Annotated in this window: 27 protein-coding genes; 17 read left to right on the top strand and 10 right to left on the bottom strand. The window is 74.9% G+C overall.

The genetic code is table 11. The features are described from left to right. Nucleotides 1-22: 22 nt before the first annotated feature. On the top strand, nt 23-913 hold the full coding sequence (locus tag ACPCK6_RS11375; RefSeq protein WP_423481073.1) for an arginase family protein: 891 nt from the start codon (nt 23-25) through the stop codon (nt 911-913). Here the strand turns inward: ACPCK6_RS11375 and ACPCK6_RS11370 are convergent. Further along, nucleotides 910-1,323 (bottom strand): NUDIX hydrolase, encoded by a 414-nt coding sequence (locus ACPCK6_RS11370; protein WP_423481072.1) that lies wholly within the window; start codon nt 1,321-1,323, stop codon nt 910-912. The genes ACPCK6_RS11375 and ACPCK6_RS11370 overlap by 4 nt on opposite strands. Before the next feature lie 147 nt (nt 1,324-1,470). Between ACPCK6_RS11370 and ACPCK6_RS11365 the strand changes: the two genes are divergently transcribed. Beyond that, on the top strand, nt 1,471-2,424 hold the full coding sequence (locus ACPCK6_RS11365; RefSeq protein ID WP_423481071.1) for a sugar phosphate isomerase/epimerase family protein: 954 nt from the start codon (nt 1,471-1,473) through the stop codon (nt 2,422-2,424). A 74-nt stretch (nt 2,425-2,498) separates the two neighbouring features. Continuing rightward, on the top strand, nt 2,499-3,119 hold the full coding sequence (locus tag ACPCK6_RS11360; protein ID WP_396883095.1) for a class I SAM-dependent methyltransferase: 621 nt from the start codon (nt 2,499-2,501) through the stop codon (nt 3,117-3,119). A 40-nt stretch (nt 3,120-3,159) separates the two neighbouring features. On the opposite strand, the gene ACPCK6_RS11355 is transcribed toward ACPCK6_RS11360, so the two are convergent. Together ACPCK6_RS11355 and ACPCK6_RS11350 are read right to left on the bottom strand one after the other, a co-directional pair. Further along, nucleotides 3,160-3,669, bottom strand: a complete 510-nt coding sequence (locus tag ACPCK6_RS11355; RefSeq protein WP_396883096.1) for a pyridoxamine 5'-phosphate oxidase family protein — start codon at nt 3,667-3,669, stop codon at nt 3,160-3,162. 39 nt (nt 3,670-3,708) lie between these two features. Beyond that, entirely contained in the window at nt 3,709-4,728 is a 1,020-nt protein-coding gene (locus ACPCK6_RS11350) for a LacI family DNA-binding transcriptional regulator (RefSeq protein ID WP_396883097.1), read from the bottom strand. A 103-nt stretch (nt 4,729-4,831) separates the two neighbouring features. Here ACPCK6_RS11350 and ACPCK6_RS11345 point away from each other — a divergent pair, with 103 nt between their 5' ends. The 9 genes from ACPCK6_RS11345 to ACPCK6_RS11305 all read left to right on the top strand — a co-directional run bounded on the left by ACPCK6_RS11345 (nt 4,832) and on the right by ACPCK6_RS11305 (nt 13,507). Next, nucleotides 4,832-5,983: a Gfo/Idh/MocA family protein gene (locus ACPCK6_RS11345; RefSeq protein WP_423481070.1), complete on the top strand. Its 1,152-nt coding sequence runs from the start codon at nt 4,832-4,834 to the stop codon at nt 5,981-5,983. After that, nucleotides 5,980-7,143, top strand: a complete 1,164-nt coding sequence (locus ACPCK6_RS11340; protein WP_423481069.1) for a dihydrodipicolinate synthase family protein — start codon at nt 5,980-5,982, stop codon at nt 7,141-7,143. Before ACPCK6_RS11345 ends, ACPCK6_RS11340 begins: the two co-directional genes overlap by 4 nt. Then, nucleotides 7,140-7,979: a sugar phosphate isomerase/epimerase family protein gene (locus ACPCK6_RS11335; protein WP_423481068.1), complete on the top strand. Its 840-nt coding sequence runs from the start codon at nt 7,140-7,142 to the stop codon at nt 7,977-7,979. The genes ACPCK6_RS11340 and ACPCK6_RS11335 overlap by 4 nt, the downstream gene beginning before the upstream one ends. A 75-nt stretch (nt 7,980-8,054) precedes the next feature. After that, entirely contained in the window at nt 8,055-9,221 is a 1,167-nt protein-coding gene (locus ACPCK6_RS11330) for an SGNH/GDSL hydrolase family protein (RefSeq protein ID WP_423481067.1), read from the top strand. Between the two features lie 64 nt (nt 9,222-9,285). After that, nucleotides 9,286-9,870 carry an RNA polymerase sigma factor gene (locus ACPCK6_RS11325; RefSeq protein WP_396883104.1) on the top strand — a complete coding sequence of 195 codons (585 nt, stop codon included), beginning with the start codon at nt 9,286-9,288 and terminating at the stop codon, nt 9,868-9,870. Beyond that, nucleotides 9,867-10,679: a zf-HC2 domain-containing protein gene (locus ACPCK6_RS11320; RefSeq protein WP_423481066.1), complete on the top strand. Its 813-nt coding sequence runs from the start codon at nt 9,867-9,869 to the stop codon at nt 10,677-10,679. Before ACPCK6_RS11325 ends, ACPCK6_RS11320 begins: the two co-directional genes overlap by 4 nt. Nucleotides 10,680-10,752: 73 nt before the next feature. Beyond that, the gene (locus ACPCK6_RS11315) at nt 10,753-11,547 is read left to right on the top strand and encodes an ABC transporter ATP-binding protein (protein WP_423481065.1); all 795 of its coding nucleotides are present in this window, start codon (nt 10,753-10,755) and stop codon (nt 11,545-11,547) included. Then, nucleotides 11,547-12,896: a hypothetical protein gene (locus ACPCK6_RS11310; protein ID WP_423481064.1), complete on the top strand. Its 1,350-nt coding sequence runs from the start codon at nt 11,547-11,549 to the stop codon at nt 12,894-12,896. The genes ACPCK6_RS11315 and ACPCK6_RS11310 overlap by 1 nt, the downstream gene beginning before the upstream one ends. Next, nucleotides 12,893-13,507 carry a hypothetical protein gene (locus ACPCK6_RS11305; protein WP_423481063.1) on the top strand — a complete coding sequence of 205 codons (615 nt, stop codon included), beginning with the start codon at nt 12,893-12,895 and terminating at the stop codon, nt 13,505-13,507. The genes ACPCK6_RS11310 and ACPCK6_RS11305 overlap by 4 nt, the downstream gene beginning before the upstream one ends. Nucleotides 13,508-13,557: 50 nt before the next feature. Here the strand turns inward: ACPCK6_RS11305 and ACPCK6_RS11300 are convergent, their stop codons facing one another. The 3 genes from ACPCK6_RS11300 to ACPCK6_RS11290 all read right to left on the bottom strand — a co-directional run bounded on the left by ACPCK6_RS11300 (nt 13,558) and on the right by ACPCK6_RS11290 (nt 17,040). Next, nucleotides 13,558-15,489, bottom strand: coding sequence for a beta-propeller domain-containing protein (locus ACPCK6_RS11300; RefSeq protein ID WP_423481062.1), 1,932 nt, complete (start codon nt 15,487-15,489; stop codon nt 13,558-13,560). 142 nt (nt 15,490-15,631) lie between these two features. Beyond that, on the bottom strand, nt 15,632-15,928 hold the full coding sequence (locus ACPCK6_RS11295; protein WP_318332665.1) for a MoaD/ThiS family protein: 297 nt from the start codon (nt 15,926-15,928) through the stop codon (nt 15,632-15,634). Further along, nucleotides 15,925-17,040, bottom strand: coding sequence for a WD40/YVTN/BNR-like repeat-containing protein (locus tag ACPCK6_RS11290; RefSeq protein WP_396883113.1), 1,116 nt, complete (start codon nt 17,038-17,040; stop codon nt 15,925-15,927). The genes ACPCK6_RS11295 and ACPCK6_RS11290 overlap by 4 nt, the downstream gene beginning before the upstream one ends. A gap of 167 nt (nt 17,041-17,207) precedes the next feature. On the opposite strand from ACPCK6_RS11290, the gene ACPCK6_RS11285 reads away from it, so the two are divergent. Further along, the gene (locus ACPCK6_RS11285; protein WP_423481061.1) at nt 17,208-17,618 is read left to right on the top strand and encodes an MmcQ/YjbR family DNA-binding protein; all 411 of its coding nucleotides are present in this window, start codon (nt 17,208-17,210) and stop codon (nt 17,616-17,618) included. Nucleotide 17,619: 1 nt separating this feature from the next. Here the strand turns inward: ACPCK6_RS11285 and ACPCK6_RS11280 are convergent, their stop codons facing one another. Continuing rightward, entirely contained in the window at nt 17,620-18,156 is a 537-nt protein-coding gene (locus ACPCK6_RS11280) for a GNAT family N-acetyltransferase (protein ID WP_396883115.1), read from the bottom strand. Between the two features lie 108 nt (nt 18,157-18,264). Here ACPCK6_RS11280 and ACPCK6_RS11275 point away from each other — a divergent pair, with 108 nt between their 5' ends. Next, a complete protein-coding gene (locus ACPCK6_RS11275) occupies nt 18,265-19,143 on the top strand; it encodes an alpha/beta hydrolase family protein (protein WP_423481060.1) in 879 nt (292 codons plus the stop codon). Nucleotides 19,144-19,152: 9 nt separating this feature from the next. Here ACPCK6_RS11275 and ACPCK6_RS11270 read toward each other — a convergent pair whose 3' ends face one another. Next, on the bottom strand, nt 19,153-19,728 hold the full coding sequence (locus tag ACPCK6_RS11270; RefSeq protein WP_423481059.1) for a TetR/AcrR family transcriptional regulator: 576 nt from the start codon (nt 19,726-19,728) through the stop codon (nt 19,153-19,155). Between the two features lie 148 nt (nt 19,729-19,876). Here ACPCK6_RS11270 and ACPCK6_RS11265 point away from each other — a divergent pair, with 148 nt between their 5' ends. Together ACPCK6_RS11265 and ACPCK6_RS11260 are read left to right on the top strand one after the other, a co-directional pair. Next, nucleotides 19,877-20,896, top strand: a complete 1,020-nt coding sequence (locus ACPCK6_RS11265; protein ID WP_423481058.1) for an aldo/keto reductase — start codon at nt 19,877-19,879, stop codon at nt 20,894-20,896. A 17-nt stretch (nt 20,897-20,913) separates the two neighbouring features. Beyond that, nucleotides 20,914-21,330, top strand: coding sequence for an ASCH domain-containing protein (locus ACPCK6_RS11260; protein ID WP_423481057.1), 417 nt, complete (start codon nt 20,914-20,916; stop codon nt 21,328-21,330). Between the two features lie 16 nt (nt 21,331-21,346). Here the strand turns inward: ACPCK6_RS11260 and ACPCK6_RS11255 are convergent, their stop codons facing one another. Further along, nucleotides 21,347-22,474, bottom strand: coding sequence for a CaiB/BaiF CoA transferase family protein (locus ACPCK6_RS11255; RefSeq protein WP_423481056.1), 1,128 nt, complete (start codon nt 22,472-22,474; stop codon nt 21,347-21,349). A 116-nt stretch (nt 22,475-22,590) separates the two neighbouring features. On the opposite strand from ACPCK6_RS11255, the gene ACPCK6_RS11250 reads away from it, so the two are divergent. After that, nucleotides 22,591-23,991, top strand: a complete 1,401-nt coding sequence (locus ACPCK6_RS11250; RefSeq protein WP_423481055.1) for an acyl-CoA synthetase — start codon at nt 22,591-22,593, stop codon at nt 23,989-23,991. Nucleotides 23,992-24,000: 9 nt separating this feature from the next. Here ACPCK6_RS11250 and ACPCK6_RS11245 read toward each other — a convergent pair whose 3' ends face one another. Next, entirely contained in the window at nt 24,001-25,101 is a 1,101-nt protein-coding gene (locus ACPCK6_RS11245) for an FUSC family protein (RefSeq protein WP_423481054.1), read from the bottom strand. Nucleotides 25,102-25,134 lie beyond the last annotated feature (33 nt).

Below are 25,134 nucleotides of genomic sequence, written 5' to 3'. Positions count from 1 at the left end.
CACACGCGGTTAGGGTGGGGCGATGGGTCATCGTCAGTGGACGGTCGTCGGAGCGCCGTCGAGCGCCGGTGCCCACACCCCCGGCATCGAGCGCGCACCCGCCGCCCTGCGCGCCGCGGGCCTGCTCGACCTGCTGGGCGCCGACGCCGAGGACGCCGGTGACGTGCCGGGCTTCCGGTGGCGGCCGGATCCGGCGTACCCCAGGGGTCAGAACGCGGGCGCGGTGGCCGCCGTCGCCTCGGCGGTGGCCGATCGGGTCGCGGCGGCGCTGGGCCGGGGGCGCGCGCCGCTGGTGCTCGGCGGCGACTGCACGGTGACTGTCGGCCTCGTCGCGGGTTGCGCGCGGGCCGGGCTGTCTCCCGCGCTGGTGTACGTGGACGGCGGGCCGGATCTCTACACGCCGGAGACCCGCGCGAACGGCAACCTTGATGCGATGGGGCTGGCGCACATGCTCGGCCTGCCGGGGACGCTGCCCGAGGTGGCGGGTGTCGGGCCGGATGTGCCGCTGCTGTCACCGGAGCGCGTGGTGGTGTACGGGGACTCGCTGCCCCGGGGTGACCACGAGCGGGAGCTGGTGGCGGAGCTGGGGCTGGCGTACGTGCCTGCTGACGAGGTGCACGCCGACGCGGGGGCGGCGGCGCGCCGGGCCCGGTCGGTGGCCGAGGGCGCGGCCGATCGGTTCGTGGTGCACGTCGACGTGGACGTGCTGAGTTTCGTGGACACGCCGCTGGCGGACGTGCCGGAGCCGTTCGGGCTCAGCCTCGGCGAGGCGGCGGCGACGCTGGCGGAGCTGGTGGCGAGCCCGCGGTTCGCCGGGTTGTCGGTCACCGAGATCAACCCGGATCATCTGCCGGACGACGAGTTGCTCCCCCGGTTCGCGGGCGTGCTGGCCGGGGCGCTGACCGGGCGTTAGGCGGTCTCCGCGAGGTGCAGCGGCAGCACCTTCTCGGCGCTCACCGCCAGCTCGCGGTCGAGCACCTGGTCGCGGGGCACGAAGACCATCGCCTGTCCCTCGCCGAGTACCACGTCCTCCTGCCGGGCGTCGGTGGCGCCGCGGAAGACGTACACGGTGACGGTGTGCGGAAAGCCGTCCTCGTGCGGGCGGGGGCCGCTCCACAGCAGGTGCAGGTCACCGGCGGTCAGCCCGGTCTCCTCGCGTAGCTCGCGCCGGGCGGCCTGCTCCGGTGTCTCGCCGGGCTCGATGCTGCCGCCGGGCAGGCTCCACTGGTACGGCGACACCGGCGCGTTGCCGTCGCGGTGCTGCATGAGGATCGCGCCGGTCGGGTCGACGAGCAGGACGAGGGCGACGTCGTATGCGGCCACGTCCTGAGCCTGCCACGGGGCACCGGCGACGCGCAGCCCCCACTTTCCGCCACGCCGACGGAAAGTTCGATTCGGAGCACCGAAAGCCATAGACATAACGACATGGCTTTTGTAGCGTCGGCGCACAGGCGACGAAGGAGTGTGACCATGTGCTACGGACATGACGGACACGCCGCGCTGCAACAGTCACTGGACCGGCGTGGCCTGCTGCGCGGCTCCCTGGCCGCGCTCGCCGGGATCGGGCTCGCCACCGGGCTCGCCACCGGGCTCGGCGCGACTGCCGCCCAGGCCGGTGGGCATCACCACGGCCGGCGCCCGGTGCCGAAGGAACTGATCAGCCTCCAGCTCTGGACGGTCCGCGACGCGCTCAACGGCTCGCCCGGATACGACGCTACGCTGGCGCACCTGGCCCGCATCGGCTACCCCCGGGTCGAGCTGGCGCTCGGCTACTTCGGCCGCACCGCGCGGGAGCTGCGCCGGCTCCTGGACGGCATCGGCATCAAGGCCAGCTCCAGCCACGACGGCATCGCCGCCGACGCCGCCGCGCTGGAGCAGAAGATCGCGAACGCTCGGGCGCTGGGCCAGCGGTTCATGGTGGTGCCGTACCTGAACTCCGACCGCGAGGACGACTGGAAGCGCTGGGCGGAGCAGATGAACGTCGAGGCCGCCGCCGCGCGCAGGGCGGGCCTGCGGTACGGCTACCACAACCACGCGCACGAGTTCACCATCGACTTCGGCAACGGCCGGCGGCCGTGGGACGTGCTGACCGAGGAACTCGACCCGCGCCTGGTCCACCTGGAGATCGACATCTACTGGGCGGTCACCGGCGGCATCACCTCCGGCGAGGGCGTCGAGAACCCGGAGGGCTTCACGCTCGACGTGATCCGCTCGGCGCCGCAGCGGGTGTTGCAGTACCACGTCAAGGACCGCGACCCGGCCACCGGCGACATGGCCGACCTGGGCACCGGGATGATCGACTTCGCGCGGATCTTCCGGGGGCACCAGGTGATGGAGTACATCGTGGAGAACGACACCCCTGATGTGACGCCGCAGCAGACCGCCGCCGTCGGCTACCGGTACCTGCGCCACCTGCGGTTCTGACCTCCGGCGGGGGCACTGATCGCCGTCGGACGTGACACGCTCGGGGGTGGCCGCGCCGACCGAGGGGGTACGCGATGACCGACGAGCCGGACGACGTCCACTACGACCGCCTCTACCGCGACGCCGAGCGGCCGCCCTGGGAGATCGGCGGCCCGCAGCCGGCGCTCGCCGAAGTCCTGGACACCGGGGTACGCGGCCCGCGCGTGCTCGACGTCGGCTGCGGCACTGGTGAGCTCGCGCTCGCGCTGGCCCGCCGCGGCCACGACGTGACAGGCGTCGACATCTCACCGGTGGCGATCGGCCAGGCCCGGGCCAAGGCCACCGCGGCGGGCCTGCCGGTGCGGTTCGAGGTGTGCGACGCGACGGCGATCCCGGTGCCGCCGGTGCCGTACGACTCGGTGTTCGACTCCGGCCTGCTGCACTCGCTCGACCGGCGGGGCGCTGCCGTACGCGACTATCTGGCGTTACTGCCGCGCCTGACCGCGCCGGGCGGAGCGGTGTTCGTGCTGGCGGTGTCACCGGACGCGGGCGAGGGCTGGGGCCTGGACGCCGGCACGCTGCGCGCGGCCTTTCCCGAGCCGCTCTGGACGCAGGTGACTGTCGAGCCGATCGACGTGCTCGCCCGGGTCGGCGGCGCGGACCTGCGGCTGGCCGGCAACCTGTTGCGCGCCACCCGCTCCCCCGCCGGTCCGTAGCGCGCCCGCCGCGACGCCACCGCAAGGACGGCGAGCGGCGTCAGCGACGCCAGTGCTGGCGTGGGGCGTAGCCCTCGCGGCGCAGCCAGTGTTCGGTGTAGACGATCCGGTCGGCCTCGATCACGACGAGCGGGTCCGCGGGCGGCTCGGACAGCGACCGGCCCCGCTCGGCGTGTTCGTTCTCCCAGCGGAACGCGGCCCAGTGGCGGGCCCGGTCGGGGTGCTCCGGGCCGAGTACCCGGGCGGTGCCGAACACCTGCGCGCCGCGGCTGCTGGCCAGGCCGACAAGCGGCGCGAAGACGCCGACCGACACGCGCGGGTCGGCGGCGATGTTGCGCATCTTCGGTGAGCGCGGCGCGGCGGTGAACATCAGGGTGAAGTCGAGCGGGTAGTAGCGCACCGGCGTGGCGAGCGGCCCGTCCGGTCCGGCGGTGGCGAGCACGCACATGTTCTGCGACGACAGCAGGTTGAGGATGCGTTCCTCCAGGCGGTCCCGGTCGAGCTTCCTCGTCGGCGTCGGTCCGGTCAGCCAGGGGTTCGTCAGCGGCACGGCGCGTCCTCGATCATGACGGCACCCTACCGGCCGGGTTCAGGCCACAGGCGCGGTGCTGGCCCGCAGCACCACCTCGCCGGACAGGCGCACGATCCGGCGGCGGCGACCGGTGTTCTCGGTCAGGGCCAGCTTCATCGCCTCCTCGCCGAGCCGGTGCAGCGGCAGCGCCACTGTGGTCAGCGGCGGGGTGAGGTCGCGCACGACCGGGATGTCGTCGAAGCCGGCGACCGAGACGTCGCCGGGCACCGACAGCCCTCTGTCGCGCAGCGCCGCGTACGCGCCGACGGCCATCACGTCGGTGCACGCGAACACGCAGGTGGCGTCGAGCCCGCGGTCGAGCAGGTCGGTCATCGCCCGGTAGCCGCCGTCGCGGGTGAACGCCGCCTCGGCCACCGCGCCCGGGTCGAGCGGCACACCGGCGGCGGCCAGCTCGTCGCGGAACCCGCCGAGCCGGTCGGCGACAGTGGTCAGCTCGGGCGGGCCGGACAGCACCGCGAAGCGGCGGTGCCCCAGGCCCAGCAGCGTGCGCGCCAGCTCGGCGGCACCGGCCCGGTTCTCCGGCAGCACGCTGTCGACCTTCAGGGTGCGGTGCCGGCTGACCACCGCGACCCGGCCGCCGCCGTCGAGGTAGGGCGCCAGCTCGGCGGCCATCGCCCGCTCCCAGCGGGGATCCTCGAAGCCGGAGCCGATGAGCAGGATCGCCGGGGCGCGTTCGGCGCGCAGCATCGACACGTACGCGATCTCGCGTTCCGGGTCGCGGAAGGTGCTGGCGAGCATGACCAGCAGGTCGTTGTCGGCGGCGACCCGCATGACGCCGCCGGCGACGGCGGCGAAGTAGGGGTCGGTGACGTCGTGGCAGACCACGCCGACGCTGCGCCGGGACGCGCCGGCCAGCGCGCGGGCGTGGGCGTTCGGGGTGTACGCGAGCCGCGCGGCGGCGGCCAGCACACGGTCGTGCAGGTGCGGCGTGACGCGCCGCCCGTTGAGCGCCCGGGAGGCGGTGGCCAGGGAGACGTCGGCCGCTCTGGCCACGTCTTCCAGCGTCACGTGCGACATCGATGCGTCTCCCTGCGGAACGTCTTGACCCGGTGTTCCGGCGTGGCTACGGTAGCACCCTGAAAGCGCTTACTGAAAGCGCATTCACCTGCGGGGAGGCCCAGTGGAACGCACGTCCGTCGGCATCATCCTCAACGGCGTCACCGGCCGGATGGGCTACCGGCAGCACCTCGTCCGGTCCCTGCTCGCCATCCGGGACCAGGGCGGCGTGCCGGCCCGCGACGGCAGCCGCATCTGGCCCGAGCTGACCCTCGTCGGCCGCGACGAGAACCGGCTCGCCGCCATCGCCGCCCGGCACGAACTGACGGCGTACACGACGGACCTGGACGCGGCGCTCGCCGACGACGCCCACCAGATCTACTTCGACGCGCAGGTGACCACCCAGCGGGAGAAGGCGATCCGGGCCGCGATCGAGGCCGGCAAGCACGTCTACACCGAGAAGCCGCTCGCCGAGGGGTTCCTCGCCTCGCTGGAGCTGGCCCGGTTCGCCGCCGCCAAGGGCGTCCGCAACGGCGTCGTGCAGGACAAGCTGTTCCTGCCCGGCCTGCGCAAACTCAAGCGGCTCGTGGACGGCGGCTTCTTCGGCCGGATCCTGTCCGTGCGCGGCGAGTTCGGCTACTGGGTGTTCGAGGGCGACTGGCAGGCCGCCCAGCGTCCGAGCTGGAACTACCGCGCCGAGGACGGCGGCGGCATCACGCTGGACATGTTCCCGCACTGGCACTACGTGCTGGAGCAGATCATCGCCCCGGTCACCGCCGTCACCGCCGTGACCGCCACGCACATCCCCGAACGCGTCGACGAGTCCGGCACCCGCTACCGGGCCACCGCCGACGACGCCGCGTACGGCATCTTCGAGCTGGCCGGTGGGATCGTCGCGCAGGTCAACTCCTCCTGGGCGGTCCGGGTGCACCGGGACGAACTGGTCGAGTTCCAGGTCGACGGCACGCACGGCAGTGCCGTGGCCGGGCTGCGCGACTGCCGCATCCAGCACCGGGGCGCCACGCCGATGCCGGTGTGGAACCCCGACCTGCCGGTCACCGAGCCGTTCCGCGCGCAGTGGCAGACCGTGCCGGACAACGGCGAGCACGACAACGCGTTCAAGGTGCAGTGGGAGGCGTTCCTGCGCCACGTCGTCGACGACGAGCCGTTCCCGTGGGACTTCCTCGCCGGTGCGCGCGGCGTGCAACTCGCCGAGGCCGGGCTGCGCTCGGCCCGCGAGGGGCGGCGGGTGACGATCGAGGAGATCCCCCGGTGAGCGCACGCATCACGCTGCCGACGCCGGGCGGCGGCACCGAGAAGCTGACGCTGCGCGAACCGCCCGCCTGGCACCGGCCGTCCGCGCCGCCGGCGCGCCGGATCGCGTACGCGGCCGCACACGTCGTCGCCGACCCGTACGCCGACAACTCCCCCGGCCGCCCGGCGGGGCTGGACTGGGACGCGACGCTCGCGGTGCGGCGTGACCTGTGGTCGTGGGGCCTCGGTGTGGCCGAGGCGATGGACACGGCGCAGCGCGGGATGGGGCTGGACTGGGCGGCCACGCGGGAGCTGATCCGGCGCAGCGCCGCCGAGGCCGCCGCCTGCGGCGGACGCATCGTCGCCGGGGCCGGCACCGACCAGCTCACCGGCACGCCGCGCACGCTCGACGAGGTGGTCGCCGCGTACACCGAGCAGGTCGCCGTGGTCCAGGAGTGCGGCGCCACGCCGGTGCTGATGGCCAGCCGGCACCTCGCCGCGCTCGCCACCGGCCCGGACGACTACCTGCGCGTCTACGAGCGGGTGCTGCGGGAGGCCGGCTCGCCCGTGGTGCTGCACTGGCTCGGCGAGATGTTCGACCCGGCGCTGTCCGGCTACTGGGGCTCGACCGACCTGGACGAGGCCACGGCGACGTTCGCCGCGCTGGTGCACGCCCACGCCGACCTGGTCGACGGCGTGAAGGTGTCGCTGCTGGACGCCGGTCGGGAGGTGCGGCTGCGGGAACTGCTGCCGCCGGCCGTGCGGGTCTACACCGGCGACGACTACCACTACCCGGAGCTGATCGAGGGCGACGGGAAGCGGTTCAGCCATGCGCTGCTCGGCGCGTTCGCGGCGATCGCCCCGGCCGCGTCGGCCGCGCTGGGCCGGCTCGACGCGGACGACCGGGCCGGGTTCCGGGCGATCCTCGACCCGACGGTGCCGCTGTCCCGGCACCTGTTCGCCCCGCCCACGCCGTACTACAAGACCGGCGTCGCGTTCCTGTCCTGGCTGAACGGACGGCAACCGGGCTTCACCATGGTCGGCGGCCTGCACGGCGGGCGCGGCGTCCCGCACCTGGTCCAGGCGTTCCGGCTGGCGGACGCCGCCGGGCTGCTGGGCGACCCGGATCTGGCGGCGCGGCGGATGCGCGCGTACCTGGACGTCGCGGGCGTGCCCGGATGACCGCCGACCCGCGGCTGGCGCGGCTGTCGCTCAACCAGCGCACCACGCAGCGCTGGTCGGTGGCGCAGGCGGTCGACGGCTGTGTGCGCGCCGGCATCCCGGCGATCGGGCTGTGGCGCGAGCCGGTGGCCGAGATCGGCGTACCGGCCGCGGCGCGGCTCGCCGCCGACGCCGGGCTGCGGGTGTCGTCGCTGTGCCGGGGCGGGTTCCTCACCGCCGCCGACGAGGCCGGACGGGCCGCGGCGCTCGCGGACAACCGGCGCGCGATCGACGAGGCGGCCGAGCTGCGTGCCGCCTGCCTGGTGCTCGTCGTCGGCGGCCTGCCGCCCGGCTCCCGCGACCTGGCGGGCGCGCGGCAGCGGGTCGCCGACGCGCTGGCCGAGCTGGCGCCGTACGCCACTGCGCGCGGGGTACGCCTCGCGCTGGAGCCGCTGCACCCGATGTACTGCGCCGACCGGGCGGTGCTGTCCACGCTCGGGCAGGCGCTCGACCTGGCCGAGGCGTTCCCGGCCGAGCAGGTCGGCGTCGTGGTGGACACGTTCCACGTCTGGTGGGATCCGGACGTGTGGCGGCAGATCGCCCGCGCCGGGGCACGGATCGCGAGCTTCCAGGTCTGCGACTTCCTCACCCCGCTGCCGGCCGACGTGCTGCTCGGGCGCGGCATGATGGGCGACGGGCACATCGACTTCCCGCCGCTGCGCCGCGCGGTGGAGGCCGCCGGATACACCGGTGACGTCGAGGTGGAGATCTTCAACGCCGAGGTGTGGGCCACCGACCCGGACCTGGTCCTCACCACCATGATCGCCCGGTACGCGGAGCGCGTGCTCACCGACTGACCCCAGCGTCACGAATCAGGCCTGTCGGATGAATCGGGTGGCCGCTCCCCCGGATCCGGGGGCAGGATCGGGATCATGGCATCCCCGCACCTCACCACCCCGATCACCACCGACCTGCTGCGCGGCGCGCTCGACCTGGAACAGACAGCGGACGGGGTGCTGCCGCACCGGCTGCCCGCGTGGGCCCGGGCGCAGAACACCGACCCGCAGCTGACGATGGCCGAGGCGATGCCGTCCGGCGTACGGCTGGTGTTCCGGACCCGCGCCACCACCGTCGAGCTGGACGTCCTGCCGACGAAGATGGTCTACCGCGGCACCGGGCCGCGCCCCGACGGCCGCTACGACCTGGTCGTCGACGGCCGCCTCGCCGGTCAGGCCACCGCCGACGGCGGCAGGGTGCTCACCGTCGACCTCGCCACCGGCGCGGCCGGCGTCGAGCCGGGTCCGGTCGCCACGGTGCGCTTCGCCGGCCTGCCCGCCACCGACAAGGAGGTGGTGATCTGGCTGCCGCAGCGGGAGATCACCGAGCTGGTGGCGCTGCGCACCGACGCGCCGGTCAAGCCGGCCGGTACGGGCGGCCGCCGGGTGTGGCTGCACCACGGCAGCTCGATCAGCCACGGCTCGGACGCGGAGAGCCCCACCGGCACCTGGCCGGCGATTGCCGCCACGCTCGCCGGCGTGGAGCTGGTCAACCTCGGGTTCAGCGGCAGCGCCCTGCTCGACCCGTTCACCGCCCGCGCGATGCGCGACACTCCGGCCGACCTGGTCAGCGTCAAGATCGGCATCAACGTGGTGAACAGCGACCTGATGCGGCTGCGCGCGTTCGGTCCCGCCGTGCACGGCTTCCTGGACACCATCCGCGAGGGGCACCCGCAGACCCCGCTGCTGGTCGTGTCGTCGATCCTGTGCCCGGTCCAGGAGGACACGCCGGGACCGGGCGCGGTCGACCTCGTCAACGGCCGGGTGCGGTTCCGGGCCACCGGCGACCCCGCCGAGCGGGCCACCGGCCGGCTCACGCTGCGCGTCATCCGCGCCGAGCTGGCCCGGATCGTGGCGTCCCGGGCCGGGGCGGACCCGAACCTGCACTACCTCGACGGGCTGGAGCTGTACGGCGAGGCCGACTACGCCGAGCTGCCGCTGCCCGACGAGCTGCACCCCGGCCCGGCCGCCGACCGGCGCATCGGCGAGCGGTTCGCCGCGCTGGCGTTCGGCCCGAAGGGACCGTTCGCCGCGGCGGAGTGACGGACACCTCCCCACGGCGCGGTGTGACCCAGGTCACGCCGCGCCGTGATCCGTCCGGGGTGCCGTGCACGACCATCTAGGCGTGGGAGGAAGCCAACAGGACGAGGAGCGGCTGCTGCGGCGGGTCGCACGCGCCGACCTGGACGCGTTCGACGAGCTGTACCGGCGTACGTCGCCGTGGCTCGCGATCCGGCTGCGGCGGCGGTGCGCCGACGACGGCATCGTCGCCGAGGTCCTCCAGGACACGTACCTCACGGTGTGGCGGGCCGCCGGCTCGTTCAGCGGGCTGCGGCGCTCCGGGGGCGCGGACGCGCCGGGTGGCTCGGCCGCCGGCTGGATCTGGACCATCGCGGCCCGGCGCCTGGTCGACGCGCTGCGCCGCCGCGCCCGGGTGCGGGAGGTGCCGACCGACGTCCTTCCGGTCCGCAGCACGCCGGCCGCCGAGGACGAGGCGCTGGCCGGGTCGTTCGGCTCGGAGGTGGGAGCCGCGCTGGACGCGCTGGCCCCGGAACTACGGGCGGTGCTCGCCGCGATGGTCCTGGACGGGCTGACCGTCCGGGAGACCTCCGTCCTGCTGGGGGTGCCCGAGGGCACCGTGAAGAGCCGGGCGCGGCGTGCCCGCAACGCGCTACGGGAGGCACTGGCATGACCGCTCACGTTCCCCCGCCGGCCCTGGCCGCGTACGCGGCGGGCGGCCCTGACGACGCCACCACCTGGACGATCGAGGTGCACCTGGAGGGCTGCGCCGAGTGCCGCGACCGGCTCGGCGAGCTGGCCGCCCCGCCACTGCGGGCGCTGCTCGGCGACGCCCGGGAGACGATCCTGGAACAGGCCCGCACCGGGCCGCAGCCGGTGCGCCGGCGCCCGCTGCGACGGTGGTGGCTGCGCTGGACCGACTGGTCGCTGCTGGCCTGGGCGGCCATGACGGGCACGGCGATCCTCGCCGCGGTACTGCTGGACCGCAACTACCCGGAGCAGCCCTCGGCGGTGCTGCTGCTCGCGCCGGTGGCGCCGCTGGCAGGGCTCGCGGTGGCCTGGTCCCGTCGCGCCAACCCGAACTGGGAGGTGGTCGCCGGCACCGCCCGCGCCGGGCTGGACCTGCTGCTTCGCCGTACCCTCGCGGTTCTGCTCCTGGTCGCGCCGGTGCTCGCGGCGGCCGGGCTGGCAGTCGGCCGCAACCCCGCGCTGTGGCTGCTGCCCTGCCTGACGTTCACCGCGGCGACGCTGCTGCTCGGCAGCCGCGTCGGCGTGCCGGTGGCCGCCGCCGTCCTCGGCGGCGGCTGGCTCACCGCGGTCGCGGCCGTGCCGTACACCGGCACCGCCGACGCGGCCCGCGCCGCCGCCGCGACCGAGGCCCTGCTCCGGCCCGCCACCATGCCCGCCTGGGCGGCGGCCGCCGTCGTGCTCACTCTGCTGACCGCGCTGCGCGCCGAGCACCTGCGGCGGCCCGCCGGCTGACGCCGGCCCCCGGAACCACGCCACGGCGCCCCGCCGGCGCCGCGGACCACCCTGCCCCGAGAAGGAGACGACATTGGTACGCGCAGTGAGCGCCGACGAGGTGGCGCCGACCCGGCACGCCTGGCGGATCGAGGCGGTGGAACTGTCGGTGAAGGCCGGACGGCACCTGGCCGTCGACAACCTCGGGCTGACACTCGGCGCCGGCGTGCACGGGCTGCTCGGCCCCAACGGCGCCGGCAAGAGCACCCTGATGCGTGCGCTCGCCACTGTGGTCAAGCCGCACGCCGGTGTGCTGCGGCTGCTCGGCGCGGACGCCACCGCCTCCCGCGAGCTGCGGCCGGTGCGCCGCCGGCTCGGCTACCTGCCGCAGCAGTTCGGCTACTACCCCCGGTTCACCGTCCGGGAGTACGTCGAGTACGTGGCCTGGCTACGGGAGATGCCCGCCTCGGCGGTGCCGGGCGCGGCCCAGCGGGCCATCGACCGGGTACGCCTCACCGACCGGGCCGACGCCAAGCTCAAGTCGCTGTCCGGCGGCATGCTGCGCCGGGCCGGCATCGCCCAGGCGATCGTGAACGAACCGGACCTGCTGCTGCTCGACGAACCGACAGTCGGCCTGGACCCGGAACAGCGGGTCGAGTTCCGGGAGCTGATCCGGGAACTCGGCGCGGACGCCTGCGTGCTGGTCTCCACCCACCTGGTGGAGGACGTGGTGGCGGCCTGCTCCGACGTCATCCTGATGGACCAGGGCACCCGCGTGTTCCAGGGCCTGCCCGCCGACCTGGTCCGCCACGGCGAGACCGGCGGCGTCGGCGACAGCGCCGCCGAGCGCGGCTACTCGTACCTCCTCCAGCAGCACCGGAGCGCCTGATGATCCGACAGGTACGCGTCGAACTGCGCCGCTCCAACGCGCCGGTCGTGACGGTGCTGCTGCTCGCCGTCGGCGTCCTCGGCACGGCCAGCATGTACCGCTTCTGGCAGGGACAGTGGCTGCGGCTGGGCTACGTGCACGCCTCCGACGTGTTCCTCCTGATGCCGCTCGCGCTCGCCGGTGGCGCGGTGCTGGGCCGCCGGGACCGGCGTACCCGCGCCGACGAGCTGATGAACAGCACCGGCCGGCCCCGCTGGCAGCGCGCGCTGCCCGCGATGACAGCGCTCGGCGTCGCCGTCGCGGCCGCGCACCTGCTCGTGGTCGCCGCCAGCGCGGCGGTGGTCGCCTCCGGCGGCGCCTACCTCGGCGTACGCGGATTCGCCGGCCCCCTGATCGACGTGCTGGTGCTGGTGGGCGCGGCCTGGGTCGGCGTGGCGGTCGGCCGGCTGTGGTCCTCGCCCCTGCTGCCGCCGCTGCTGGCCGCCGCCGGACTGGTCGCGCAGGAGGGCACCGCCATGCTCGGCGGGTCGGACAGCCGGCTGGCGAACGCGTCCCTGATGATCTCCTGGCCGCCGGACACACCGTGGGAGACGCTGTCCGACCGGCTGCTGCTCAGCCGCCTCGTCCTGGGGGCCGGCCTGGTCCTCGCCGGCCTGCTGCTGGCGGCGGGCAGGTCGTGGCCGGTCCGGGCCGGCGCGGCGGCGAGCCTCGCCGGTGGCGTCGCGGGTCTCCTGCTGATCGGCGTACCGGGCCCCGCCGGCATCTGGCAGCTCGATCCGGAAGCGCGCCGCTACGTCTGCGCCGACGGCACGCCGCAGGTGTGCGTCACCGCCGTCAACGCGCACCTGCTGCCGCAGATCACTCCCGAGGCCCGCCGTGGACTGCGCGCGCTGGCGAAGCTGCCGGACGCGCCTACCCGCGTGGTGGAAGTGCGGCTGGACACCATCGGCAGCAACGACAGCGAGCAGTGGCACCGGCCCAAGCCGGCACCCGGCACCGTGCAGTTCCTCCTGGAGGTCGACCCGGACACCGGCCTGGCCGCGGACGTGGCCGAGCGCGTCGCCCTCGGCGGCGGCACCACGTGGTACGGCTGCGGGCGCAGCGGCGACGACATCGCCCCGGCGATCGCCGCGGCCTGGCTGCTGGACACCGAGACGGTACGACTGTGGGACTCCTGGACCGGCTACCGGTACGCCGACACGAAGCAGGAGGAGATCCGGGCCGGGGTGCGGCAGTTGCGCGCGCTGCCCGAGCCGGAGCAGCTGCGGCGGGTCACCGCGCTGCGGGACGCGGCCGCGCGGTGCGAGCCGGACCTGATGCCGGCGCTCACCGGACGGGCCGCGCCGTGACCCGCTGGCTGCCGCTGTACGTGCGGTCCCGCCGGATACCCGCCGCCCTGGCCGGATCCGCGGTCGCGGTCGCCGTGATGGCCGTCGCCTGGTCCGCCTTCGCCGACCGCCCCGAGGTGCCCGCCGGGCTCGCCGTCCTCACCACAGCGATGGCGGTGGCGCCGCTCGGGCCTACGCTCGCCGGCACCGATCCGGCGCTGGAGAGGACCGCCGCGTGGCAGTGGGCGCCGCGCCGGGCCGGGCACCTGCTCGGGTACGGCGCGGTGGTGGTCGGGCTGCTGGCCGCCGCCCGCGTGCTCGGCGCCGACTTCGGGCCGCTGTCCGTGCTGGCCCGCGACACGGCCGGGCTGACCGGGCTGGTCGGACTCGGGGCCGCGCTGGCCGGCGCCCGGGCCGCCTGGCAGGTGCCGACCGCCTGGGCCGCGCTGGGGGCGTTGCTGGCCGTGCCGGGCGGGCCGGAGTGGCGGCAGGTGGCGCTGTGGATGGCGCAGGAGCCGGGCAACCGGATCGCCGCCGTCACCGCCACGACGTTCCTCCTCGGCGGCGTCGTCGCGTACGCGCTGCGGGTGGGACCGCAGGTCGCGGCGGCCGAGGCGGCGCTGGAACAGTGACGTGCCGGACCTCGTCGCGCGCCCACGCGCGCGGCGAGGTCCGGCCGGTGTCAGGTCAGCGGCACCCAGGCCAAGGTGGTCATGCCGGCCAGGGCGGTCGCCTTGAGACCGGCGTCGGAGACCGTCCACAGCACGCCGTCGATCATCAGCGAGCGGCGGATCGACGCCCACTCACCGCCGTCGACCAGCGCGCCCGGGTGGTCGACGGCGCCGGCCACGGTGAAGCCCCTGTCGCCGACGCGCAGCGCCAGCACACCGCCCGACGGCGCGCGTCTGGTGCCGTCGGCGCGGTCGGTGACCACGCCCGGCTGCTGCACCGGGAGCACCACCAGGCGCTCCGGCTCCCAGTACAGGAACGCGTGCGGGTCGTGCTCCGCCTCGGACCAGCCGCCGGGGACGTGGTGCTGGGCGATGCGCGCCGGCCGGGCCGGGTCGGCCACGTCGAACAGCGACACCTGGGTGCCGGTCACCCGGCCCTGGCCGGTCGCGTCCTGGCCGACGCCGATCAGGCGGCCGTCGCCGGCCGGATGCAGGTACGCCGAGTACCCGTTGATCTTCAGCTCGCCGGTGACCCGGGGTGCGGCCGGGTCGCGCAGGTCCACGCCGTACAGCGGATCGGTCTGCCGGAACGTGACCATGTATCCGGTGCCGCCGACGAACCGCACCGCGAAGATCTGCTCGCCCTTGCCGAGGCCGGTGACCGCACCGACCCGCTTCAGTGTGGCCCCGTCGGCGCGCAGCACGTAGACGCCGGACTGGGAGGACCTCTGCCGCACCCACGTGTCGCCGGTGGTGGTGGCGACCCGCAGGTGACCGTCCCACTCGGACAGCGCGTACTGGTTGATCAGCCAGCCGGGCACGGACCCGGCGGCGACGAAGCGTGGCGTGCCCGCCTCGGTGTCGAACTGGTAGATCTCGGTGCCGGTGTCACGTGTCCCGGACGGTCCGCCACGCCACGTCCGCCAGCGGTCGTCGTTGGCGACGTAGAGGCGTGCGCCGTTGCTGTAGACGGTGTCGCCGTCGGCGAACACGGTGACCGGGTCACCGGCGCCGAGCGCGGACGCACCCAGATCGAAGCTGAGCACCGTGACCATCGACGCGCCGGAGAAGCCGGCCGGCCGGTTGACCCGGTCGCAGCCCACCCGTCCGGTGCCGACGGTCCGCACGTCGTCGCGGATCTCGTAGCGGGGCAGCCAGTCGTCGAGCGTGGCCTTGTCGATGACCGCGCGGTTGGCGGCGATCCGCTGGGCGTCGGGACGGCGGCCGGGCAGGTAGGGGAAGTCGAGCCGGGGCGCGGACCGGATCACCACACGGGCGGTCGTACCGGACTGCCGGGCGTCGACCAGGAGGCCGTCGATCCGGTACTCCCCGACCACGCGGGGCGCTCCGGCGAGGTCCAGCAGGACCAGCCGGGCCTGCGGGGTCCTGCCCGGGCGGGTCTGCCCGCCCGGCACCGGGCCCTTGACGGTCCGACCCGCGTGCAGCAGCACGAGCGCCCGGTCACCGTGCAGCAGCAGGCTCCCCTCGTCGCCGGCGAACCGCTCGGCGCCGGGATCGAGCGCGAGCCGGCCGGTCACGCGGCGGCTCGCCGCGTCGACCACCGACAGCACGCCCCCGGTGACAGTGACGATCCGCCGCCCGTCGGTCTTGACCAGGTCCGGTTCGTCCACACCGGCCTCGTGCACGTTGGTGCCGGAGAAGTCCGGCGCGGACGCCGGCGTCGCGCCCTCGGCGGCGCCACCGACCGCCGCCCGCTTCGCGTCGAACTGCCGCATGTAGCCGCCCGGGCCGAGACCCCACGGGCCGACCGCCGCCTTCGCGGCCGTACGGAGCTGCCGCAGCGCCTCGTCGCAGCCGTCGAACGCCACCAGCCGCAGCCCGCCGGCCGGCACGACCTGCCCGGCGGGCGGCGGGCCGGCGGCCGGCGGGTCGGCGGCCGGCGGTGACGCGGTGCAGCCGGCGAGAGCCAGCGCGGCGGCCATCGTCCATCCAAGCGTCCGGGGTACGTGACCTGTCATGCCGGTCAGACGTGGCGGTGACGGGCGCGGTTCCCGGCCGTGCCGCGCAACCGCCGATCGTGCCGCGCAACACCCGATCGCGCGGCGCGACCGCGTGCCGTGCCGCTCAGCCGCCGGCCATCGCGCCGAGCACGATGAACGGCTCCTTGCCGGCGACCACCTCCGCCGGCAACGGCGCGTCCGGGGACTCGTTGGACAGGTCCAGTTCGCAGGCGTAGAAGCGGACGAACGGCCGGCGCTTCCCGCTGTGCCGGTCGCGGATCGTGCCGAGCAGCATCGGGTACGCGGTCTCCAGCGCGTCGAGCACCTCCCGCTGGGTGGGCGGCCCGGCCACCTCGACGCGTACCTCGCCGGCGACGTGCGCCAGGTTCTTCAGGTGCGCCGGCAGCACCACCCGGATCACGGCAGCACCTGGACCTCGACCGAGAGCACGGCCGGCAGATCGCGCACGATCGGCGCCCAGGTGTCGCCGCCGTCGGCCGAGTGGTAGACCTGACCGCCGGTGGTGCCGAAGTAGACGCCGCACGGGTCGAGCGTGTCCACGGCCATCGCGTCGCGCAGCACGTTGACGTAGCAGTGCGACTGCGGCAGCCCCTCGGTCAGCGGCTCCCAGTGCTCGCCGCCGGTACGGCTGCGGTAGACGCGCAGCCTGCCCTCCGGCGGGTAGTGCAGCGAGTCGCTGGTGATCGGCACCACGTAGACCGTCTCCGGTTCGTGCGCGTGCACCGCGATCGGGAAGCCGAAGTCAGTCGGCAGGTCGCCGCTGACCTCCCGCCAGCTCGCGCCCGCGTCGTCGGTGCGCATGACGTCCCAGTGCTTCTGCATGAACAGCGTGTCCGGCCGGGACGGGTGCTGCGCGAGGCGGTGCACGCAGTGCCCGACCTCGGAGTCGGTGTCGGGGATCTCGCCCGAGCGCAGCCCCTTGTTGATCGGCAGCCAGCTCGCGCCGCCGTCGTCGCTGCGGAACGCGCCCGCCGCCGAGATCGCCACGTAGATCCGGTCCCGGTCGGCCGGGTCGAGCAGGATCGTGTGCAGGCACATCCCGCCCGCGCCGGGCTGCCAGGACGGGCCGGTCGGGTGCTGCCGCAGGGCGGTCAGCTCGGACCACTTCTGACCGCCGTCGGTGGTCAGGTAGAGGGCGGCGTCCTCGCCGCCCGCGTACACCGTGTCGGGGTCGTGGCGGGACGGCTCCAGGTGCCAGATCCGCTTGAACTCCCACGGCCGTGGGGTGCCGTCGTACCAGAGGTGCTGCCCCACCTCGCCGCTGTAGGCGAAGTCGTTGCCGGCCGTCGTCCACGTCCGGCCGCCGTCGTCCGAGCGCTGGATCAGCTGCCCGAACCAGCCGCCGGACTGGGACGCGTACAGCCGGTCCGGTTCGACGGGTGAACCTGTCAGGTGGTAGATCTCCCAGCCGCCGAAGTGCGGACCGTCGACGGTCCAGTCGTCGCGCTTGCCGTCCGAGGTCAGGATGAACGCGCCCTTGCGCGTGCCGACAAGTACTCGTATGCCGCTCATGTCTCGTCCTCTCGTCCGAGGGGGTTCTCCCGGCAATGACCGTGCGGCTCGCCGAAACTCATCGCTGTCGTACTCCCCGGCTACGACATTTCCTGGTCGGACGGCCTGTGGCGGGGTCGCCACGCCGGTGCGGCCGGAATGTCGGGGGCTGCGGCTAGCCTGCGCGCATGACCGGCCCCGGAGACGTCCCACCCGAGCACCTCGACCGCCTGCGGCCGATCTGTCTCGGCCTGCCGGAGACCTACGAGGAAGCGGCCTGGGTGGGCGTGCGGTGGCGGATCCGCGGCCGCACGTTCGCGCACGTGCTCACCGTCGACCCGGGCCACCAGGCGGCGTACGCGCGGGCCGCGGCCACCGACGAGCCGGTCTGCGTGATGACGTTCCGCTCCCCCGGCGACGAGATCGCCGGGCTGCTCGCGGCCGGGCCGCACTTCTTCAAGCCGGACTGGGCCGCCGACGTGGTGGGCCTGCGGCTGGACGCGGACACGGACTGGACCGAGGTCGCCGAGCTGCTCACCGAGAGCTACTGCGTGCTGGCCCCGAAGAAGCTGGTCGCGCTCGTCGACCGGCCCGGCTGAGTCAGCCGAGCTTCTTGCGCAGTGTCTCGAACGCCAGGTCCGGCCGCAGCGGCACACCGAACCGCTCGTCGCCGTACGGGAACGGGCTCAGCTCGCCGGTACGGATGTAGCCGCGCCGCTCGTACCAGGCGATCAGGTCGTCGCGCTGGACGATCACTGTCATCCGCATCTCACCGGCGTGCCACTGCTCGGCCGCGTAGCGCTCGGCCTCGGCCAGCAGCTCCCGGCCCACGCCGCCGCCCTGCCGGCCGGGCGCGACGGCGAACATGCCGAAGTAGACGTGGTCGTCGCGGCGTTCCAGCTGGCAGCAGGCCACCAGGTCGCCGTCCTGCTCGGCGATCAGCACCACGCCGCCGGGGCCGGTGACGGCGGCGGTCACCATCTCCGGGTCGGTGCGCTGCCCGGCCAGCAGGTCCGCTTCGTGGGTCCAGCCCTGCCGGCTGCGCTCACCCCGGTACGCCGACTCGATCAGGTCGACGAGGGCTGCCGCGTCCTCGGGGCGGGCGACCCGGACGGTACGGGATGCGGGGCTGGTCATGGCGGTTCTCCACGGTCGCGGCGACGTACCTGGTCAGCGTACGCACGCGGGTGTCCCGGACGGCGGCCGGGACCACCGGGCGGGACGGTTCGTGGTTCACTGCCCGGCATGGAGACGACGGTCGGCGCGGCAGGACTGCCCGCGGTTCTCGACCTGCCGGCCGGGCCGGTACGCGGCGGCCTGGTGGTGCTGCACGGCTCGCACGCCGAGCAGCGGTCCTACTTCCTCTACGAACACCTGGCCCGTCTGTTGCCTCCGGCCGGGGTCGCGGTGCTGCGCTACGACCGCCGTCCCCGGGTCGACGGGCACGACGTGCCGCTGGCCGACCAGGCCGACGACGCGTCCGCCGCGCTCACCGAGCTGCGCCGGCACGTCGGGGCGGCGCCGGTCGGGCTCTGGGGTTTCAGCCAGGGCGCGTGGGCGGCGGCGCTGACCGCCGTCCGGCACCCGGTCGACTTCCTCGTCCTCGTCGGGTGCAGCGCGGTGAGCCCCGCGGTCCAGATGCGCCACGGCACCGCCGAGCAGCTCCGCCGCAACGGCTACGGGCCGGCCGACCTGGCCGAGCTGGCCGAGCTGCGCCGCGTCGCCGAGGGGTACCAGCGCGGCGAGGTGCCGCGCCCGGTGGCGCAGGCGGCGATCGACGCGGCGGCGCGGCGGCCGTGGTTCCCGCTGGCGTTCCTGCCCGAGCAGTTGCCCGCCACGCCCGGTACCTGGACCGACATGGACTACGACCCGGCGCCGGTGCTGGCGCGGCTGACCTGCCCGGTGCTGCTCTGCCACGGCGAGACGGACGCGTGGATCCCGATCGAGGACAGCCTCGCGGTGTGGCGGCGGGCGGCACGCGACGCCGAGCTGACGGTGGCCCGGCTGGCCGGCTGCGACCACGCCCCCACGCTCGGCGAGGGCGAGGAGCTGGACAGCGTCAGCCCGCAGTACGAGCGGGAGCTGCTGGACTGGCTCGGCCGGCGACTGCCGGGTGACGGCTGACCCCGGCCGTCAGTCCCGGGACCGCAGCCCGGCCAGCAGCAGGCCGACCAGCCGGCGCGCGTCGTAGCGGGGATCGCTGTCCGCGCCGATGCAGAGGTTCCCGACGCCGCGCAGCAGCTGGTACGCGTCGACGTCCCGGCGGATCTCGCCCGCCTCGGCCGCGGCGCCCAGCAGCTCGGCGCAGACCGGTACCAGCCGGTCGACGAAGTAGCCGTGCAGCGCGTCGAACTGCCCGCTGTCGGCGCGCAGCGCGGCGGCCAGCCCGTGCTTGGTGACCAGCAGGTCGACGAACTGGTCGATCCAGCGGGTGAGCGCCGCGTACCGGGTGGGCGCCTGCGCCAGGCAGACCGGGCCGGCCTCGGCGCACGCCTCGACCTGGTGCCGGTACACCGCCACCACGAGGTCGGCCCGGGTCGGGAAGTGCCGGTAGACCGTACCCACGCCGACACCGGCGGCGGCGGCGATGTCGCGGACCGGGGCCTCGACGCCGGAGCCGACGAAGACCGCGGCGGCGGCGTCGAGCAGCGAGCGCTGGTTGCGCCGCGCGTCGGCCCGGCGGCGGTCCGGCCCGGTGGTGTCGGTCACGTTCGGCGTCCTCTCCTCGACTGCGGTTGTCAACCGGAACAAGGTTCCGTATCGTTACCGGAGCAATGTTCCGCATAGCCATCATGCCAGGCGGGACGAGAGATCACCGAGTCAGGCCGCGCCGTCGCGGCCACCGGAGGGACACCCCATGCAGTACCGCACCCTGGGCCGCACCGGCGTACAGGTCAGCACGCTCGCGCTGGGCGCCATGAACCTCGGCCCGATCGGCGGCACCACCCAGGACGAGGCCACCGCGCTCGTCGGCGCCGCCCTCGACGCCGGGATCAACCTGATCGACACCGCCGACGCCTACGGCACCGGGATCTCCGAGGAGATGGTCGGCCGGGCGATCGCCGGCCGGCGCGACGACGTGGTCCTGGCGACGAAGGCCGCCCTGCCGATGGGCGAGGACCGCAACCGCCGCGGCGGCTCCCGGCGCTGGCTGGTCACCGCACTGGAGGACAGCCTGCGCCGGCTCGGCGTCGACCACGTGGACCTCTACCAGATCCACCGCTGGGATCCGGCCACCAGCGACGAGGAGACGCTGTCGGCGCTGACCGACCTGCGGCAGGCTGGCAAGATCCGCTACTTCGGCACCTCCACCTACCCGGCGCACCGCCTCGTCGAGGCGCAGTGGGCGGCCCGCGAGCACCACCTCGGCCGGTACGTCACCGAGCAGCCCAGCTACTCGATCCTGCAACGCGGCGTCGAGGCGCACGTCCTGCCGGTCACGCAACGGTACGGACTCGGCGTCCTGGTGTGGAGCCCGCTGGCCTCGGGCTGGCTCTCCGGAGCGATCCGGGCCGGCCGCGAGATCACCACCCACCGGTCCACGTTCATGCCGCAGCGCTTCGACCCCACGATCCCGGCCAACCGGGCCCGGCTCGACGCGGTGGAACGGCTGGCCGCCGTCGCCGACGACGCGGGCCTGACGCTGATCCAGCTCGCGCTCGGCTTCGTCACCGCGCACCCGGCCGTGACCAGCGCGATCATCGGACCGCGTACGCCGGAACACCTGCGCAGCCAACTCGCCGCCGCCGACACCGTGCTCACCGCCGACGTCCTGGACGCGATCGACGCGATCGTCGCCCCCGGCGTCGACCTGGCCCCGCAGGAGAAGAACGACACCCCGCCCGCGCTGCTCGACCCCGCGCTGCGCCGCCGCTGACGGCTACCCTGCCCGGCATGGACGCCGACCTGCCCACGTTCGAGTTCGCGTTCCCCGGCCCGCTGCGCGACCAGCTCGTCGCCGCGGTGCTCGACGGGAGCAAGACCACCACCACCGGGCTGCTCCAGGACTACGAGATCGACGGAGAGCCGCTGCCCGCCGCCGGCACCCGCTTCGCGGTGATCGACTCCGGCGGCCGGCCGGTGGCGGTGATCGAGCTGGTCGAGGTCCGCGTCGCCCGCCTCGGCGACGTCGACCTCGACCACGCCCGGGACGAGGGCGAAGGGTTCGAGACGGTCGCCACCTGGCGCGCCGGCCACGAACGGTTCTGGCACGGCGACGACTACCGCGGCTGGCTCGGCGACCCGGCGTTCACCGTCGACGACGACACAGCGGCCGTGCTGGAACGCTTCCGGCTGGTCGAGACGCTCTGACGGCGGCCGGGGCTGGTCACTCCGCGGCGAGCCAGGCGCGCAGTTCGGCGCCGTGCTCGTCCAGCTCCGGGGGCGGCAGATCGTAGCGGGGCGGCGCCCCGGACAGGCCGATCGGGTTCCGGATCCCCGGCACCCCGCCGATCGTCACCACCGGGTCCAGGCCGAGCCGGTGGGCCAGCGCCACCCCCTCGGCCACCGAGTTGATCGGGCTGCACGGCACGCCCGCGGCCCGCAGGTCGGCGAACCACTCCGCGCTTCCGCGCCGGGACAGCGCTGCCACCAGCAGCGGCCGCAGCTCGTCGCGGTGCGCGACCCGGTCGGCGTTGCGGCCGAACCGCGCGTCGCCGGCCAGCTGCGGCACGCCGAGAACCCGGCAGAGGGTACGGAACTGGCCGTCGTTCCCGGCGATCACCACCAGCTCGCCGTCGGCGGTGGGCAGCGGCTCGTACGGCACGATGCTCGGGTGCGCGTTGCCCATCCGGTGCGGTGCCGCCGCACCCGCGACGTACGCGCTGGTGTGGTTGACCAGCCCGGACAGCGCCGAGGAGAGCAGGTCCACCGTGACGTGCTGCCCGCGCCCGGTGGACTCCCGGTGCCGCAGCGCGGCCAGGATCCCGACCACCGCGTGCAGCCCGGCGATCACGTCGAACACCGCCACCCCGGCCTTGTAGGGCGGCCCGTCCGCGTCCCCGGTGAGGCTCATCAGCCCGGCCGCGGCCTGCACCATCAGGTCGTACCCGGGCAGGTCGGCGCCCCCGGCGTCGCCGAAGCCGCTGATCGAGGCGTACACCAGGCGGGCGTTGCGGGCGGTGACCGTGTCGTGGTCGAGGCCGAAGCGGCGCAGCGCGCCCGGGCGGAAGTTCTGGATCAGCACGTCCGCCCGGTCGGCCAGCCGGTGCGCGAGCGTCAGGTCGCCGGGATCGGTCAGGTCGAGCACCAGCGAACGCTTGTTGCGGTTGACCGCCAGGTAGTAGGTGGAGACGTCGTCGCGCACCGGGGGCCGCCAGCCGCGGGTGTCGTCGCCGCCGGGCGCCTCCACCTTGACCACGTCCGCGCCGAGGTCGGCCAGGAGCATCGTCGCGTACGGGCCGGCGAGGATCCGGGAGAAGTCGGCGACCAACACCCCGCGCAACGGACCCGACATGCCACCCTCCCTCGCCGCCGACCACGATGACACATACCCGACGGCACGCCCGGCAGGGGTGGCCGGCCCGGCTACGGTCGCGGTACCTCGGGCGGACATACCGGGAAGGGGTGCGCATGTCGCTGCTGAGCGGGCTCGCCGGGTCCACCGACGAACGCCCCGGCGCGGTCCGGGTGGGCGACCGATCGCTGTCCTGGGTGGAACTGCGCCGGGCGGCCACCGCCGTCGCCGACGACCTGCGCGGCGCGACCCGGGTCGCGGTGCCCGCCACCGCCGGCCTGGAGACGGTGGTCGGCATGGTCGGCGGGCTGCTCGCCGGCGCGGCGGTGGTGCCGGTGCCGCCCGACGCGGGCCCGATGGAACGCGACCACATCCTGCGCGACTCCGGCGCGGAACTGCTGCTCGCGCCACCCGGCACGCCGGTCACCGGCTCGCCGCCCGTCGTACCGCTGGACCTGGCCCGGCGCGCGGACACCACACACCCCGAACCGGACCCGGCGGCCACCGCGCTGATCCTCTACACCTCCGGCACCACCGGCGCGCCGAAGGGCGCGGTGCTGTCCCGCCGCGCGGTCGCCGCCTGCCTGGACGGGCTCGCCGACGCGTGGGCCTGGACCCCGGACGACCTGCTGGTGCACGGGCTGCCGCTGTTCCACGTGCACGGGCTGGTGCTGGGCGTGCTCGGCCCGCTGCGCGTCGGCAGCCGCCTGCGCCACGTCGGCCGGCCCCACCCCGAGCGGTACGCGGCAGCCGGCGGCTCGCTGTACTTCGGCGTACCCACGATCTGGTCGCGGATCGCGGCGCAACCCGCGGCGGCGCGGGCGCTGCGCGGTGCCCGACTGCTCGTGTCCGGCAGCGCGGCGCTGCCCGAGCCGGTCTTCGCGGCGCTGGCCGGGCTGACCGGGCACCGGCCGCTGGAGCGGTACGGGATGACCGAGACGCTCGTCACGGTGAGCGCCCGCGCCGACGGTCCCCGGCGGCCCGGCACGGTCGGCGTGCCGCTGCCCGGCGTGCACACGCGGGTGGTGGACGAGCACGGCGGCCCGCTGCCCGCCGACGGCGCCGCCATGGGTGAGCTGCAGGTACGCGGCGGCACGCTGTTCGACGGCTACCTGAACCGGCCGGACGCCGACGCGGCCAACCGCACCGGCGACGGCTGGTTCCGCACCGGCGACGTCGCCACTGTCGAACCGGACGGCGCGCACCGGATCGTCGGCCGGGCCGCCACCGACCTGATCAAGAGCGGCGGCTACCGGATCGGGGCCGGCGAGGTGGAGGACGCCCTCCTGGCCCACCCGGGCGTCCGGGAGGCGGCGGTGGTCGGCACACCCCACCCCGACCTGGGCCAGCAGGTGACCGCGTACGTGGTCGGCGACGGCGTGGCCGAGACCGAGCTGATCGACTTCGTGGCGCGGCACCTGTCCGCGCACAAGCGCCCCCGGCAGGTACGGCTGGTCGGCGCGCTGCCCCGCAACGCGATGGGCAAGGTGCAGAAATCCCGCCTGACCGAGGCGTGACGGGCCCTGTCAGCGGGCCGCAGCCGCCCGGCGGACCTGCCGGCGGGCCTCGTCCGGCGGCACGCCAGTGGCACGCAGCAGGTCGTTGGCGACGGTCCGCAACTGCGACACCACGACCGTGCCGGAGAAGCCGATGTCCTGCCGGTACGCCTCGCCCGCGTCGCGGACCGCGCACAGCACCCGCTCCCGGGCGGCGACCGGCTCCTCGGCGGCCAGGAACTCCCGGTGCAGCAGCCGGATCGCCTCGCTGAAGTGCTCGAGCGCGGCTGGCAGCTGCGGCGGCACCGGCTCCCGGTCCCGCAACGCGGTGCCGACCCGGCGAACCATGCCGCGGCTGTTGCGGAACGCCCGGTCCAGGTGCACGGCGCCGTGCCGGTACGCGGCCAGGGCCCGCCGTCGCCGCCAGCGCACCGGGGAGAACCGGACCACCTCGTCGGCGGCGGTGACCATCTCGTCGATCTGGTCCAGCTCCGTCTCGGCGGCGCGCATCCGGGCCAGCACCTCGTCGGCCGCGCGCACGTCGGCCCGCGCCAGCGCCTCCGCCGACGCGGTCATCTGGCACGCGAACGTGTCGAGCGCCGGGTCCGCGACGCGGCGGACCGCGCGCAGCGGGTTCAGCGGCGCGATCACCAGCACCACGAGCAGGCCGGAGACGCCGCCGACGAGCGCGTTGACGGTCCGGGGCAGCTCCAGGTCGGGCGACACCGGGGTCAGCGTGGCGACCAGTACCGCCGTACCGCCGGCCTGGGTGACGAGCGCGCCGGTGCCGCGGACGAGCACCGCCGCGGAGACGGCCAGGAACACGATCACGCCGGTCTGCCACGGCCCGGTGCCGAAGAGACGGATCAGCAGGTCGCCGACGACGATGCCGAGGACCACCCCGATCACCAGTTCCACGGTCCGCCGGGTGCGGTTGCCGAGCGAGGCGGCGATGACGCTCACCGCCGCGGCCGGCGCGAACGTCGGGTCGGGGTTGCCGAGCACCTCGCGGGCCACCGTCCAGGCCAGCGCGGCGGCCAGACCGGCCTGGACCGCCACGAGGAAGTACGTCCGCAGCCTCCGGTGGCCGGACCGGCCCGCGTCCCGTACCCGGTCGACGGCGTCCCGCATGCGCCGGGGTACCCGCGGTCGCCCGCTCGAACC

This window comes from Micromonospora sp. AB353 (assembly GCF_049538395.1).
Lineage (GTDB): Bacteria > Actinomycetota > Actinomycetes > Mycobacteriales > Micromonosporaceae > Micromonospora > Micromonospora aurantiaca.
This window is presented reverse-complemented; position numbering and strand designations above follow the sequence as displayed.